The sequence below is a fragment of the Aquabacter sp. L1I39 genome, from assembly GCF_017742835.1.
In the GTDB taxonomy this organism is placed as follows: domain Bacteria; phylum Pseudomonadota; class Alphaproteobacteria; order Rhizobiales; family Xanthobacteraceae; genus L1I39.
On the sequence record NZ_CP072392.1, the window covers coordinates 4,977,918 to 4,991,418 of the forward strand.

Genomic DNA, 13,501 nt, shown 5'->3' on the forward strand with positions numbered 1-13,501 from the left:
CACTACCTGACGGCGGCACGCGCTCCACCGCGTCCGGGGCAAAGGGCGCGGGCTTGGAGCTTCAGTGTGCCATGCCCATCATGGTCCGGCGCAGATCGTCAGCGCTGAAGGCCTCCTTTTCCCGGTCGAGGGTGCGCACGATGGCGCCATGGGAGAGCACATAGGCGCGGGACGCCAGGTCCACGGCGCGCAGAAAGCTCTGCTCGGCCATAAGGATGGTGAGCTGCCGCGAGGCTTGGAGATCGCGCACCGCGTCGAACACTTGCGACACGACGATGGGGGCAAGGCCCACGGAGGGCTCGTCGATGACGATGACGCGCGGCGAGGTCATCAGCGCGCGGGCGATGGCGAGGAGTTGCTGCTGGCCCCCGCTCATGGTGCCGGCCCGCTGCGCCCGGCGCTCCCGCAACAGGGGGAAGGTCTCGTAGCAGAAGGCGAGATTGGCGGCGAGCTGGTGCTTGGCGCGCGGACAGCTGCCGGCCAGCACGAGATTTTCCTCCACCGTCAAATTGGGGATCAGCCGCCGGCCTTCCGGCACCAGGGCGACGCCTTCATTGACGATGCGGTGGGGCGGGAGGCCAGTGAGGTCCAGAACCTGCCCGTCCCATTCCAGCAGGATGCGCCCCTTGGTGGGCCGCACGAAGCCCAGCACGGTGTTCAGGAGCGTGCTCTTGCCGTTGCCATTGGTGCCCAGCAGCGCGATGAACTCGCTCTCGCGCAGCTCCAGCGAGACATCGTGCAGCACCGCGACCGCGCCATAGCCGGCGCTGACCCCTTCGACGATGAGCCTATTCACCGAAATACACCTTCTGAACGAGGGGATCGCTGGAGACGGCCTCGGGGGACCCGTCGGCGATCATCTGGCCGGATTCCAGGCAGATGATGCGGTGGGAGAAGCGCATCACCGCGTGCATGATGTGCTCGATCATGATGACCGCCACGCCGGCCTCGTTGAGCCGCTCCAGAATGGCGAGCACATCGTCGATCTCGCGGTCCGACAGGCCGGCCATGGCCTCGTCCGCGATCAGCACCTTGGGTGCGGCGGCGAGCGCCCGCGCCAGTTCCAGCTTGCGCAATTCCAGCTGGGTGAGGCGGCCGGCATCATCCTCGGCGCGCCCGGAAAGGCCCACGGAGGCGAGGATGTCCATGGCGGTCTGGCGCGGCGCCTCGACCTTCCGCACATGGTCCAGCGGCACCAGCAAATTCTCCAGCACGGTCATGCCGGTGAAGGGTTTGGGGATCTGGAAGCTGCGGGCCAGGCCCAGGCGCGCCCGGGCGCTGGGCGACAGGCCGGTAATGTCCCGCCCCAGGAAGTGGATGCGCCCAGCATTGGGGGTGAGCGTGCCGGTGAGGCAATTGATGAGGGTGGTCTTGCCGGAGCCGTTGGGGCCGATGATGCCGAGCCGCTCGCCGGCATGAAGGGTGGCGGTGACCGGACCGAGGGCGCGCAGGGCCCCGAACTGCTTCTCGACCCCTTCGGCGATCAGGATGGGATCGCTCATGGCGCGCGTCCTTTCCGCAGCCGGTCGACGAGGCCGAGAATGCCATCCGGCGCGGCGGCGACGAAGGCGATCAGCACCACGCCCACCAGCAGGATGTTGAGCTCGGAGGAAATGGTGATGGTCGCCACCTGCTGGAGGCTGCCCAGCAGCACCGCCCCGATGATGGGGCCGGGCCAGGATTGCCGGCCGCCGATGAGCGGCATGGCGATGGCGTTGAGCGCGAGCGCGAGGCCGAACACGGTCTCCGGCTCGATGAAGGAGGCGTAATAGACCAGAGGCGCGCCGGTCATGGCCAGCAGCGCGCCCGAAATGGCGCAGGCGGCGAGCTTCAGCCGCAAGGTCGGCACCCCCGCGCATTCGGCGGCTTCCTCGCTCGCCCTGAGCGCGCGGAAGGCGCGTCCGACCCACGACACCTCGATCCAGCGGGCCACGGCGACAGCAAACACCGCCACGGCGAGCATGACGAGGAAGATGAACTGGATCGGCCCGCCCGCCCAGGACGGCGCCTCGGGGGGCAGCAAAGCCAGTCCGGAGGCCCCGCCCAGGAACTCCGTATTGATGACGATGGTGTGCGCCATCACCACCAGGGCGATGGTCGCGATGGCGAAATAGACCCCCTGCACCCGCAGCGTCATATAACCCATCATCAGCCCGAGCACGCCACCCACCAGGCCAGCCGCCGGCAGGGCCAGGAAGACGGAGGCCTCGAACGCCTTCAAGAGCGCCGCGCCCGTATAGGCGCCCGCGCCGAAGAAGGCGGCGGCGCCGAAATTGATGTAGCCCGCATAGCCGCCGAGCACGTTCCAGCCGGTGGCTAGCGCAATGGACTGGATGATGATGAAGGCCGAGAAGAACACATAGGGGTTCTCGGCTGTGCGCGTCAGCACGAAGCCGGCGGCCAACACGGCAACCGCGCCGAGGCCGAAGGCCAGCGTACGGAGCCGCTGCCGCTGCACGGTGTCGGTTGGGACGGCGGGGGAGGCTCTCATGAGCGAGGTTCCGGCGGTCATCGGCGCGCTCCGAACAACCCTTGCGGGCGCAAGGCAAGCGTGGCGAGGAGAATGGAAAAGGCGACGGCCGGGGCCCAGGACGGGCTGGCAAAGGCCGCCACGAGGGATTCCGACACCCCGATCAGGATGCCGGCCGCGATGGTGCCCGGCAGCGAGCCCATGCCCGCCAGCACCACCACCGCGAACACCCGCCCGATCATCAGGCGGCCGCCGAACGGGTCCACCGGCCCGATGATGATGAGGGCGGCGCCGGCAATGACCGCGGTCGCCGCCGCGATGCCGAAGGCGTGCCGCTTGATCCAGCGCGGATCGATGCCGCTGACCGAGAGGCCCCGTTCGTCATGGGCCACCGCGCGGATGGCGATGCCTGCATGGGTCTTGTGGAGATAGAGCCACAGGAGGGCCACCATGACGGGAGCGATCAGCGCCGGGACCAGCAGCCGGTAGGGCAGGGACAGGAGGCCGATTTTCAGGCTCTGGCCCACATAGGCCACCTGCACCGCCTGCTGGTCGGTGCCGAACTTGAGGAGCAGCAGCGTCTCCACCACCAGCGACACCCCGAAGAACAGCGTCAGGGCATTCATGGTGTCGGCGGAGCCGGAGCGTTCAAACACGCGGGAATAGAATTCGTAGAAGCCGAGCCCCGCCACATAGAAGGGCACCATGGCGATGACCGCCACCAGGATGGGATCAAAGCCATGGGAATTGCCCACCGCCACCACATAGGCGCCGGCGATGACGAAGGCGGGATGGGCGATATTGGGGATGTGCAGGAGGCCGAACGTCACCGCGAGGCCGAGGGCCAGCGCGGAATAGATGCAGCCCAGCATCACGCCAGTGCCCACCGCATTGACCAATTGGTCCATGAACATGGCATGGGTCTTTCTGTTGGGCGCGACATGCCCGGGCTTGTCCCGGGCATCCACGGCTCTCCGTTAAGACGGTCCTTTCGGAACCCCTGGGATGGCCGGCACGCGCCCGGCCATGACGGCGGTTCTTTGAAGGGCGCCCATGTGAATGGGACGGTCGGTCCGGCCTGGGCCGGATCTGGTGCCGCTCAGCTGCGCGCCTTCATGAAGGGCGAGATGAGATCGCCGGACTTCAGCGCCGGCGGATCAAGGATGACCTGGCGGCCCGGCTGGCGGAACTGCTCGATGTCATTGCCCTTGATGCCCTGGAACTGGGTCATCAGCACGCGCCGCTGCGTCCAGTCGCCGGTCTCATTGAAGGTGGCATCGCCCACCAGGGTCTTCACCGGATTGGCGTGCATCCACTTGGCCATGGCGGCATTGTCGGTGGAGCCTGCCCCCTTCACGGCGGCGGCAATCATTTCGCCCGCCGCATAATAGAAGGGGGGAATGTAATAGCCGAGCGCGTCCAGCTTCTCCGGCACCGCGATCGCCGTGTAGCGGTCGAGGAACTTGGTGACGGCGGGCGTCAGCATGGTCTTTTCGGGCAGGAACAGGTTGAAGTTGACGATGCCGTTGAGCGCCGGGCCCAGCGCCTGGAGGGTGGAGGCATATTGCGGCCCCACCATGCCGCCGCCGAACAGCTTGACGCTGTCACCGACCCCCACTTCCGAGAGGCCGCGCACCAAAGCGGCGCTGTCCGGGGGATAGGAGCAGACGAACACCGCATCCGGCTCGGCGGCGCGCAGGTTGCGCAGGATGGCGGAGAAGTCGGACGTGTTGGGCGGATAGCTCTGGTCGAATACCACTTCCTGGCCGAAATCCTTCACCGCCATCTTGCCGCCAGCGGCCGAAACCTTGGCGAATTCCACGTCGGCGTTCAGGATGGCGATGCGCTTGCAACCCGCGCCCCTGCCCAGCTCGAAGAAGCCGCGCGCCCAATTGACCTTGGCGTCCGGCCCCCAGGGGGCGCTGTGGAAATAGCGGTCGCTCTTCACGCCCTCATTGGCGGCCAGCGCGAACATGCCGATCATGAAGCGCCCACGCTGCTTGATGAAGGGCATGACGGGGGCGGACAGCACGGCGCCGTAGGGCGACAGCAGGATGTCCACCTTGTCGATGTCCACCAGCTTGGAGAAGATGCTCGGGATTTGGGAGACCGTGCTCTGGTCGTCATAGGTGACGATCTCCACCTGTCGGCCCAAAAGGCCGCCGGCGGCATTGATGTCGTCGCGCCAGATCTGCAGCCCCACGAGGCCCGCCCGCGTGGACGAGAGCGGCCCCGTCATGGAGAAGCTCGTTCCGATGCGGATGGGGCCGGACTGCGCGCGGCCCGAGGTCCAGATGGCGGGGGCGGCAACCGCAAGGCCGGTGGCGGCGGCAAGCTTGCCGAAGCTCCTGCGTGAGATGGTCATGTTTTCCTCCCGATGGTCTGTTTTCCGGCCGCGCGGGGCATTGCGGGGCCGGTCGCCTTTTTTCGTTATGGAAGCGCCGGGCTGCCCGGCGCCTCAGAGCGCGACGGTGGGATAATCCTTCCCGTTCCAATGCTGCAGCCGTGCCGCGAATTCGCGCTGGAACGACAAGGGACCGTTCCGGCGCATATAGTCTTCATCATAGATGGCGATGAAGATGGTCAGCGACAGGAAGAAATGGGCGCCCATCTCGAACAGCGCCACATAATCGTGATTGATGAGCGCCTCGCGCTCTTCCGGCGTGAAGCCGTTCACCGTGAAGCGCTCCACCTCGTTGAGGCAGGGTCCGATGGACTGCTCCCATGTGGCCACGAAGGAGCGCGGGTCCTCCTTGTAGCGCTGCAAGTATTCGGGATTGCGGTCCACGGTGAAGAGGAACTTGTTGACGTAATACTTGCTCATGCGCGCCCCTCCTCGGGATACCAGGTCAGGTAGGCCTCGCGGGTGTGGAAGAGGTCGAGGCTGTCCACATGGGCCGCTTTGTGCTGCGGACCGGCGATCCCCATCATCAGGATGAGGTCCATAAAACCGTGGGTGGCGTTGCCGCTGCGGCTCATGCTCTCGTGTGTGACATTCTCAAGGATGGCATCGATGTCGCCATTGGCGAGCCACTCGATGGCCTTCACGTCGAACTCGGGATCGGGGCCGTGTTCGCCGAACTGGCGCGGGCCGCCCAGTTCCAGGGACAGATGGCCGGACCCCACCGCCGCGATGCGCTTGTCGGAGGGATAGGCGTCGATCACCTCGCGGATCGCCCGACCCAGCTCCCAGAAACGGCGGGGTGAGGGCAAGGGTGGGGCGAAGATGTTGGTGTAGATCGGCACGATGGGCAGGTCCGCCTGCGGCCGGGTGGTGATGATCGGGCAGATGATGGAATGGTCGATCTTCAGCTCATGGCTGAAGGAAAAATCGAAGCCCCGGTCCATCAGGCCCTGATGCATGAAGCGCGAGAGGTCCTCATGGCCCTCCAGCACGTATTTGGGCAGGCCGAACTCGCGCTCCTCATTGTAGAAGGTGGCGTCGTAGCGGGCGGCCTTGCCGATCAGGAAGGTCGGGTAATTGTCCAGGAAGAACTGGTGGAAGTGGTCGGCGCCCACCATGACCAGGATGTCGGGCTCGGCCCGCGTCAGCGTCTCCCGATAGGCTTCGACCTTGCGCTTCCATTCCGCCGCCTGGGGGATCTGCTCCTCCACGGGCGCGGTCGTGGCCTTCAGATAGAAGGGGTGGTGGGTGGTGGCCAGGACGGCCGCCAGGGTGGCCATTGTTTCCTCTCCGCTTGCTTTTCTCGTTCACGCGATACTTTGGCGTCACGCGTTGTTCTGGGACTTCCAAGTTGTTCTTGTACTTCTTTGTACTTCTAAGGCGTTCTGGAACTTCTGAAGGGTCAGTCGACGGGTTCGGCCTGCCGGTGCCGGGCCGGCCATGCGCCGGGGCTGGCCGCCAGCGCCGTCCGGATGGCCGCGCCATTCTCGTTGACCGTGGGCGCGGCCTTCACCGCCGCCGCGCGCTCACCATCGAAGCTATAGGCCGGACGCACGGTCCGCGAGGCCCCTTCCACCCGCTGCGACACCGGCACGATCATGCCGAGATGGTTCACCTGCGGGTCATCCACCACATCGGGAATGGTGTTGATGGGGGCATAGGGCACGTCGAAGGCGGCGAAACGCTCCACCCAGGCGGCGCGGTCCTTCTGCCCGAACACGGCGTTCAGCGCCTCGGCCAGCTCCAGGTAATTGTCGATGCGCTTCTGGCGGATGGCAAAGCGCGGGTCGCTGGCGAGGTGCGCGGCGCCGGTGGCCTCCACCAGCGCGTCCCAGAACTTATCCAGCGAGGACAGATGGAAGGCGAACAGCTTCTCGTCCTTGCAGCGCACGATGAAGGCCTGCGCCAGCCGCGGCCGGTCGACGCCGGAGGGCAGTTCGCCGAGCGCGAAATAGCCCATGAAGGGCTCCACGGCGAAATGCATCATGGCTTCCAGCATGGAGATTTCCACCAGCCGCCCGCGCCCGGTGCGGCCGCGTTCCACCAGCGCGCCTGCAATGCCGAGCGCCGCATAGATGCCGGTGATGGCATCGGCCAGCGCCGGGCCGATGAAGCGCGGCTGCTCGGGATCTATGGCGACGGAAAGGAAGCCGCTGACCGCCTGGGCCACCGAGTCATAGACCGGGCGCTTGGCATAAGGTCCGTCCGGCCCGAAGCCGCTGATGGAGCAATAGACGAGGCGCGGGTTGATGGCCCGCAGCGTCTCATAGTCGGCGCCGATGCGGGCGGCCGCGCCGGGGCGGAAATTCTGGATATAGACGTCCGCTTCCCGGATCAGGTCATAGAAAACGGCGCGATCCGCCTCCACCTTCATGTCCAGGCCGATGCTGCGCTTGTTGCGGTTATAGGCCTGGAAATGGGCGCTGTAGAAGCCGCTCTTGAAGCTGCGATAGGGATCGCCATTGCCGGCGCTCTCCACCTTGATCACGTCCGCGCCGAGATCGGCCAGCATCATGCCGGCGCAGGGGCCGGTGATGAAGGTGCCCTGCTCGACGATGCGCACCTCGTTCAAAACCCCGAACATGGCAGCCCTCAATTCTCGTTGGCCACGAAGCCCTCGGGGGCCGGGCCGTCATAGCTGATGGCGGAGGCCGCCGCGTGGGACATCAGGAAACCGATGGGGTGCGTCTGCTCTTCCAGCAGGTGGCCGATGAGCCCGGCGGTGCGCGCCAGCAGCGGCACGCCGCGCAGCGCCAGCAGCGGATAGTCGGCATCCAGGAGCACGGCGGGAATGGCGGCCGAGATGTTCATGACCAGCGGGCGGTTCACGAGCTCAGGGAGCATGCGCTCCACCTCCAGGGCCACATGGCAATGGGCGCCGTGCAGGCCGAGTTCCCGGGCGATGGCGAAGAGGCGCAGCGCGCGGGGATCGCCGTCCTTGTGGAGCGGATGGCCATAGCCGGGAATGGCGCGCTTGGCGGCCCGGTAGGCCCGCACGGTCTTGGCGATGGCGTCCTCCAGCGAACCGCCCGAGGCCTTCTGCTCGTCGAGGATTTCGGCGAACAGGACCCCCGCCGTGGCCGAGGCGCCCAGGATGACCGAGCCGCAGCCCAGGAGGCCCGCCGCCACCGCCCCCTGGAGCGCCTCGGGCGCCGAGGCCAGCGTCATGCGCGCGGCCTGCACGGAGGGCACGAGGCCATGCTCGGCGATGGCCACCAGCGTGGCGTTGAGCATGGCTTCCTGGGCCGGGCTCGGCAATTGGCCGGTGATGAGCAGCCAAGTGTGGGCCGTGAAGCTGATGCGCCCGATGAGATCCTCAACCAGGTCGTGGCCCCGCACGATGATGGTCTGCGGATTTGAGCCCGAGATGGCGGTGGTGGGGGCAGTATCGGCACCGATTTTCAAAGCACGTCTCCCCGGCGGGATGCCTTCCCGCCACGTTGGTCACGGCCGCCGACGCCCTCGGACCCCAAGGGGCCGCAGGCGGATCTGAATCGGGATGGTCTGGGCGGCGTTTCCGTTATTTTTCGCTAGACGAAATTTTATTCGTACAAAGGGTGGAGCTTGCCTGCCAGACTGTCAAGCGAAACCTTCCCGCGCCTTTCTTCGCGATTGCAGCAAAATTGGCAGCAAAAGGCCGCGGCACGGCACGGGTTGACAGGCGGAACAGAATGCTCAATCTCGAAACAAATTTCGCCAGACGAAAATCTGGGATCAGCGAGGCGTGAGCGTGGACGGGGCGGGAAACGGGGCAGGCGATGGCAAGGAATTCGTCGAGGCGCTGGCGCGCGGCCTCGCCGTGCTGGAATGTTTCGACGACCTCAACCCGGAAATGTCGCTGACCGACGTGGCACGCCGCACGGGCCTTCGCCCCGCCACCGCCCGGCGCAGCCTCCATACCCTGGCGGCGCTCGGCTATGTGCGGGAGATCAACAAGCGTTATGTGCTGGCGGCCCGCGTGCTCACGCTGGGTGCCGCCTATCAGCGGGCCTCCCATGTGGACGAGGCGCTGATGCCCGAATTGCGGCGCCTGGTGAACCTGTTCGGCGATGCCTCCTCGGTGAGCGTGCTCGATGGGCCGGACATCCTCTATGTGGCCCATTGCTCCGAGCAGCGCGCGGCCCGGCCCATGGCGCGGGTGGGCGTCACCTATCCCGGTTATGCCACCTCCATGGGGCGCGTTTTGCTCTCGCGCATGCCGCAGGAGGCCATCGACATGTATCTGGCCCAGTTGCGCCCGGTGAAGCTGACCGAGCACACGGAAACCGACCCCACCCGCCTGCGCCAGATCCTCGCCGAGGCGCGCCAGCAGGGCTATGCGGTGGCGGTGGACCAATTGGATTATGGCGTCACGTCGCTCGCCATACCGGTCCGCGACCCGTCTGGCCGGGTGGTGGCCGCCATCAACAGCTCAGGCTATTCGGGCAAGATCACCGCCGAGCGCCTGGTGGCCGAGCGGCTGGCGGAATTGCAGGTGTCGGCCACCCGCATCACCCAGACCTTCAGCCGCTTCCCCGCCTTGCTGCATTCCCTGGTCTAGAACATTTCCGAGCGAAGGGGGCACCGGTTCGCGTGAAGGAAATGCGTTAAACCAAAGAGATAGATCGCGTCAGTGTTTCCATGAAACGCTGAAGCGATCTAGGCTGTCGCCTCCCGCCGGTCGCCGGCAGGGTCGATGGCCTGCCGCGGGCCACGCTGCGGGCGGGGCAAGAGCGCGGGCACGGGCTCGCGATCCCGCCGCCGCCGCGCAAGGAGGGGCCGGCGCCGCAGCGTTTCACCCGGGCATGGGGCGGAAGACATCCGGTCGCGTGGCGCACAAGTGCCCGGCCTCGGCCTGGATCATGTCCACCAGCACCGCCGCCGCCCGGGTCAGCGGCCGATCGCGGTGAGAGAACAGCCCGCGGGAGACCTCAAGGCCCTCCAGCCGGGCGCCGGAGAATTCCCGCAACTTCAGCTCCCGGTCGAGGGCGGACACCGGCGTTACGAAGTAGCCCGCCCCCGCCCGCACCGCCTCCCTGGCGAGGGAAAGCGAATCCACCTCCGCCACCACGTTCAGCCGGACCTGGTCCCTGTTCAGGTTCTTCTCCAGCAGCGTGCGCATGAAGCTGCCCACCACCAGCGGGAGCTTGTCGAGGCGGGCCGGGGACAGGGCCCCCTCCGGAAATGGCCAGTCCTGCGGACGCCCCACGAGCCACATGGATTCCCGGAACAACGGCCTCTGCACGAGGTCCGGATGGTGCGCCTCGCTGCTCATGATGCCGATGTCGATCTGGCCGGTGAGAAGGGACGTGCGCACCGCATTGGCGTAGTTCTCGTTCAATAGCAGCTTGATGCGGGGATAGCGCACGGTGCAGTCCGACAGGATACGGCCCACGAACAGGATGCCGATGGAGGGCGGAAAGCCCATGGCCACCGGCCCGGCCGGCTCGTCGCCCTGGAACCTCACCTCGGTTTCGAGCTGCTGGACGAGCCGCAGGATGACCTCGGCCCGCTCAAGCACCAGCCGCCCCGCCTCGTTGGGCTCCACGCCGCGCCGGTGGCGCATGAGGAGCGGTGAGCCGAGGCTCTCCTCCAGAAGCTGGATCCGGCGCGTGAGGGCCGGCTGTACCACGCCGAGCGAAGCGGCCGCCTTGGAGATGCTGCGCTGGCGCGCCGTCTCCACGAAGAAGCGCAGCGAAACCAGGTCCATGACGGGCGGTGCTTTCTGGTATGTCGATCTGGCATATTAGCCATCAAAACTATCTATTTTCAATATGTCACAATCGGCTTCATGCTTCCTCCATGCCGAGAAGGCACCGAGGCCCTGCGCCAAGACAGGGCAGAACGGGAGGAAATCATGCTGAAACGCCTCGTCCTCGCCGCCGCGGTGGCGGCCCTGCCGAGCCTCGCATGGGCCGCGGACGACTATCCCGCGCGCCCCATCGCCATCGTCGTTCCCAGCCAAGCGGGCGGCCTCAGCGACATCCTCGCACGCAAGGTGGCCGACAAGGCCGCCCCGGAGCTGCATGGCGTCATTATCGTCGACAACAAGCCCGGAGCGTCCGGTGCCATCGGGGGCAATTATGTCCGGCGTGCCGCGCCGGATGGCTACACCCTCCTCCTCGCCAATGGCGCCTCCCATGGGGCGCTGCCCTATTTGACCAAGACCCCGCCTTACGACCCGATCAAGGATTTCGTGCCCATAGCCCGCGTTGGCGAGACCCAGCTGGCGCTCGTCGCCTCCAAAAAGCTGCCGGTGAAGAATGCGCAGGACCTGCTCGCCTATGCCCGCAAGAATCCCGGAAAGCTGACCTATGGCACCTTCGGCCATGCCAGCGCCGGGCATCTCTTCGGCGAGGTGATGAAGAAGGAGAACGGCATCGAGATGGTGCACGTCCCCTACAAGGGCGAGGGCGCGGTGATGCAGGCGCTCATGGCCGGGGAAATCGACCTCGCCATGATCGTGTCCGCCAAGCCCTATGTGGACCAGGGACAGGTCACCCTCATCGGCATCACCAGCCCGGAGGGCGCGGCCGCCTATCCCGACTGGCCGACGCTCGCCTCCCAGGGCGTGAAGGGCTTCTCGCAGGCCCGCGGCTTCCAGGTCTTCCTCGCCCCCGTGGGAACGCCGCAGCCCATCATCGACAAGCTGGCCAATGCCTTCTCCGATGCGATCGCGGATCCCGCGCTTCGCAAGCAACTGCTCGACCTCGGCGTCAGCCCCGCGAGCGAGAAGCCGCAAGACGTTCCCGCCCTGTATCGCGAGCTGGTTAGCCAGTGGAAGGGCCTCGTGGAGAGTTCGGGCGTGAGCTCCGATTGAGTGTCCTCCCGCCAGGACGCGCGGCGGCCGCGCAGGGCGACCGCACACCATCAGCGGGCCATGGAGAGTGCCTTGTCCGACTTCATCATCACGCGTGACGTCGCCATCCCCATGGATGACGGCCTGGAACTGAAGGCCGACGTGTTCCGTCCGGACACGGACGCGCCCGTCCCTGTCATCATGACCCTCGGCCCCTATGGCAAGGGGGTGCGCTACCAGGACCACTACAAGGCCAGCTGGGATTTTCTCACCCGCGCACACCCCGATCTGCTCGCCGGCTCACAGCATCGCTGGCTGACTTGGGAGACCGTCGATCCGGAGATCTGGGTGCCATGGGGCTATGCGGTGGTGCGGGTGGATTCCCGCGGGGCCGGACGCTCGCCGGGATATCTCGACATCCTCTCCCCCCGCGAAACCCTGGACTATTACCATGCGATCGAATGGGCGGGGACGCAGCCCTGGTCCAACGGAAAAGTGGGGCTGAACGGCATTTCCTACTATGCCATCAACCAGTGGCACGTGGCGGCGCTCCAGCCGCCGCACCTCGCCGCCATGGTGCCGTGGGAGGGCGCGGCTGACGCCTATCGGGACTTCTTCCGCCACGGCGGCATTCTGTCCAACAGGTTTCTGGAAACCTGGTATCCGCGCCAGATCCTCTCGGTCCAGCATGGCAATCCCAATGGGCCGGCGGACCCTTGGATGGGGGCGCCAGCCACTGGCCCCGAACGGCTTTCGGAGGCAGAGCTTCACGCCAATCGCATGGCCACCCTTGCCAATGTGCGGGCTCGGGAAATGGACGACGCCTGGTATCGCGCCCGCTCGCCCGATTGGAGCCAGGTGGTCACCCCCTTCCTCAGCGCCGCCAACTGGGCGGGCTTTGGCCTGCATCCGCGCGGAAACTTCACCGCCTTTGCCGAGGCCGCCTCACCTCAGAAGTGGCTGGAAGGCCATCCTGGCCGCCACGAGGAGTGGTTCTATCTGGACTATGGGATGGAGCTTCAGAAGCGCTTCTTCGACCATTTCCTGAAGGGCGAGGACAATGGCTGGGACCGCGAGGCGCGCGTGTGGCTGCATCTGCGGCGCCCCTTCAGCCGCGCGTTCGAGCTGCGCAAGGAAGAGGAGTGGCCGCTGGCCCGGACTTCATGGACCCGGCTGCACCTCGACGCGGCGACCGGGGGCCTGTCCTGGACGCCGCCCGAGGCGCCCGCCTCGGCCTCCTTCGAGGCCGCGTCCGAGGGCCTGTGCTGGATGTCGGCGCCGCTCGACCAGGAGGTGGAGTTGACCGGCCCCCTGGCGCTGAAGGTGCACCTTTCCTCGTCGACGGCGGACGCTGATCTTTTCGCCACCGTGCGGGCTTTCTCGCCCGAGGGGGTGGAAGTGGCGTTTCCCGGGACGGTGGACCCGCACACGCCATTGGCTCAGGGCTGGCTGCGCGCCTCGCATCGCAAGCTGTGCCCGGAGCGCTCGCGTCCCTATCAGCCCTATCACACGCACGACGACAAGCAGCCGCTCAGGCCCGGTGAAATATATGAACTGATGGTGGAAATCTGGCCCACCTGCATCATCCTGCCGGCCGGCTTCCGGCTCGCCTTGGATGTGCGCGGCGCAGATTTCCAGCGGCCACCTGACCCGGACAACCCCTCCGCCTATCGTGGTTCCGGCCCCTGGCTACACGATGACCCCCTGGACCGCCCCGCGAGCCTCTTTGGGGGGACGACGACCCTCCATACAGGGCCCGGGCGGGAGGCGTTTCTCCTTCTGCCGGTCATTCCCCCGCGCCCTGCCTAGACTGCGCGGACCGTCGCGGCGGGCCGCTGCGGCCCTGACG

The 13,501-nt window shown here is 66.6% G+C and carries 13 protein-coding genes; 3 read left to right on the forward strand and 10 right to left on the reverse strand.

Annotated features, from left to right (window positions below):
- Positions 1-61: 61 nt before the first annotated feature.
- From J5J86_RS22510 to J5J86_RS22550, 9 genes are all read right to left on the reverse strand, one after another.
- Positions 62-796, reverse strand: a complete 735-nt coding sequence (locus J5J86_RS22510) for an ABC transporter ATP-binding protein (protein ID WP_209102324.1) — start codon at positions 794-796, stop codon at positions 62-64.
- The gene (locus J5J86_RS22515) at positions 789-1,502 is read right to left on the reverse strand and encodes an ABC transporter ATP-binding protein (RefSeq protein ID WP_209102326.1); all 714 of its coding nucleotides are present in this window, start codon (positions 1,500-1,502) and stop codon (positions 789-791) included. Before J5J86_RS22515 ends, J5J86_RS22510 begins: the two co-directional genes overlap by 8 nt.
- Complete coding sequence (locus J5J86_RS22520) at positions 1,499-2,512, reverse strand: branched-chain amino acid ABC transporter permease (RefSeq protein WP_209102328.1); 1,014 nt, start codon at positions 2,510-2,512, stop codon at positions 1,499-1,501. Before J5J86_RS22520 ends, J5J86_RS22515 begins: the two co-directional genes overlap by 4 nt.
- Positions 2,509-3,384 (reverse strand): branched-chain amino acid ABC transporter permease, encoded by an 876-nt coding sequence (locus J5J86_RS22525; RefSeq protein WP_209102330.1) that lies wholly within the window; start codon positions 3,382-3,384, stop codon positions 2,509-2,511. The genes J5J86_RS22520 and J5J86_RS22525 overlap by 4 nt, the downstream gene beginning before the upstream one ends.
- A 185-nt stretch (positions 3,385-3,569) precedes the next feature.
- Positions 3,570-4,835: an amino acid ABC transporter substrate-binding protein gene (locus tag J5J86_RS22530; protein ID WP_209102332.1), complete on the reverse strand. Its 1,266-nt coding sequence runs from the start codon at positions 4,833-4,835 to the stop codon at positions 3,570-3,572.
- A 93-nt stretch (positions 4,836-4,928) separates the two neighbouring features.
- Positions 4,929-5,294: a hypothetical protein gene (locus tag J5J86_RS22535; protein WP_209102333.1), complete on the reverse strand. Its 366-nt coding sequence runs from the start codon at positions 5,292-5,294 to the stop codon at positions 4,929-4,931.
- Complete coding sequence (locus J5J86_RS22540) at positions 5,291-6,154, reverse strand: DODA-type extradiol aromatic ring-opening family dioxygenase (protein WP_209102334.1); 864 nt, start codon at positions 6,152-6,154, stop codon at positions 5,291-5,293. Before J5J86_RS22540 ends, J5J86_RS22535 begins: the two co-directional genes overlap by 4 nt.
- Positions 6,155-6,276: 122 nt before the next feature.
- Positions 6,277-7,458, reverse strand: coding sequence for a CaiB/BaiF CoA transferase family protein (locus tag J5J86_RS22545; RefSeq protein WP_209102336.1), 1,182 nt, complete (start codon positions 7,456-7,458; stop codon positions 6,277-6,279).
- An 8-nt stretch (positions 7,459-7,466) separates the two neighbouring features.
- Positions 7,467-8,279, reverse strand: coding sequence for a citryl-CoA lyase (locus tag J5J86_RS22550; RefSeq protein WP_209102337.1), 813 nt, complete (start codon positions 8,277-8,279; stop codon positions 7,467-7,469).
- Positions 8,280-8,598: 319 nt separating this feature from the next.
- Here J5J86_RS22550 and J5J86_RS22555 point away from each other — a divergent pair, with 319 nt between their 5' ends.
- Positions 8,599-9,414 (forward strand): IclR family transcriptional regulator, encoded by an 816-nt coding sequence (locus J5J86_RS22555; RefSeq protein WP_247657773.1) that lies wholly within the window; start codon positions 8,599-8,601, stop codon positions 9,412-9,414.
- Positions 9,415-9,648: 234 nt separating this feature from the next.
- Here the strand turns inward: J5J86_RS22555 and J5J86_RS22560 are convergent, their stop codons facing one another.
- Positions 9,649-10,563, reverse strand: a complete 915-nt coding sequence (locus tag J5J86_RS22560) for a LysR family transcriptional regulator (RefSeq protein ID WP_209102339.1) — start codon at positions 10,561-10,563, stop codon at positions 9,649-9,651.
- A 147-nt stretch (positions 10,564-10,710) separates the two neighbouring features.
- Between J5J86_RS22560 and J5J86_RS22565 the strand changes: the two genes are divergently transcribed.
- Positions 10,711-11,673 carry a Bug family tripartite tricarboxylate transporter substrate binding protein gene (locus tag J5J86_RS22565; protein ID WP_209102341.1) on the forward strand — a complete coding sequence of 321 codons (963 nt, stop codon included), beginning with the start codon at positions 10,711-10,713 and terminating at the stop codon, positions 11,671-11,673.
- Between the two features lie 72 nt (positions 11,674-11,745).
- Positions 11,746-13,461 (forward strand): CocE/NonD family hydrolase, encoded by a 1,716-nt coding sequence (locus J5J86_RS22570; RefSeq protein WP_247657774.1) that lies wholly within the window; start codon positions 11,746-11,748, stop codon positions 13,459-13,461.
- Positions 13,462-13,501 lie beyond the last annotated feature (40 nt).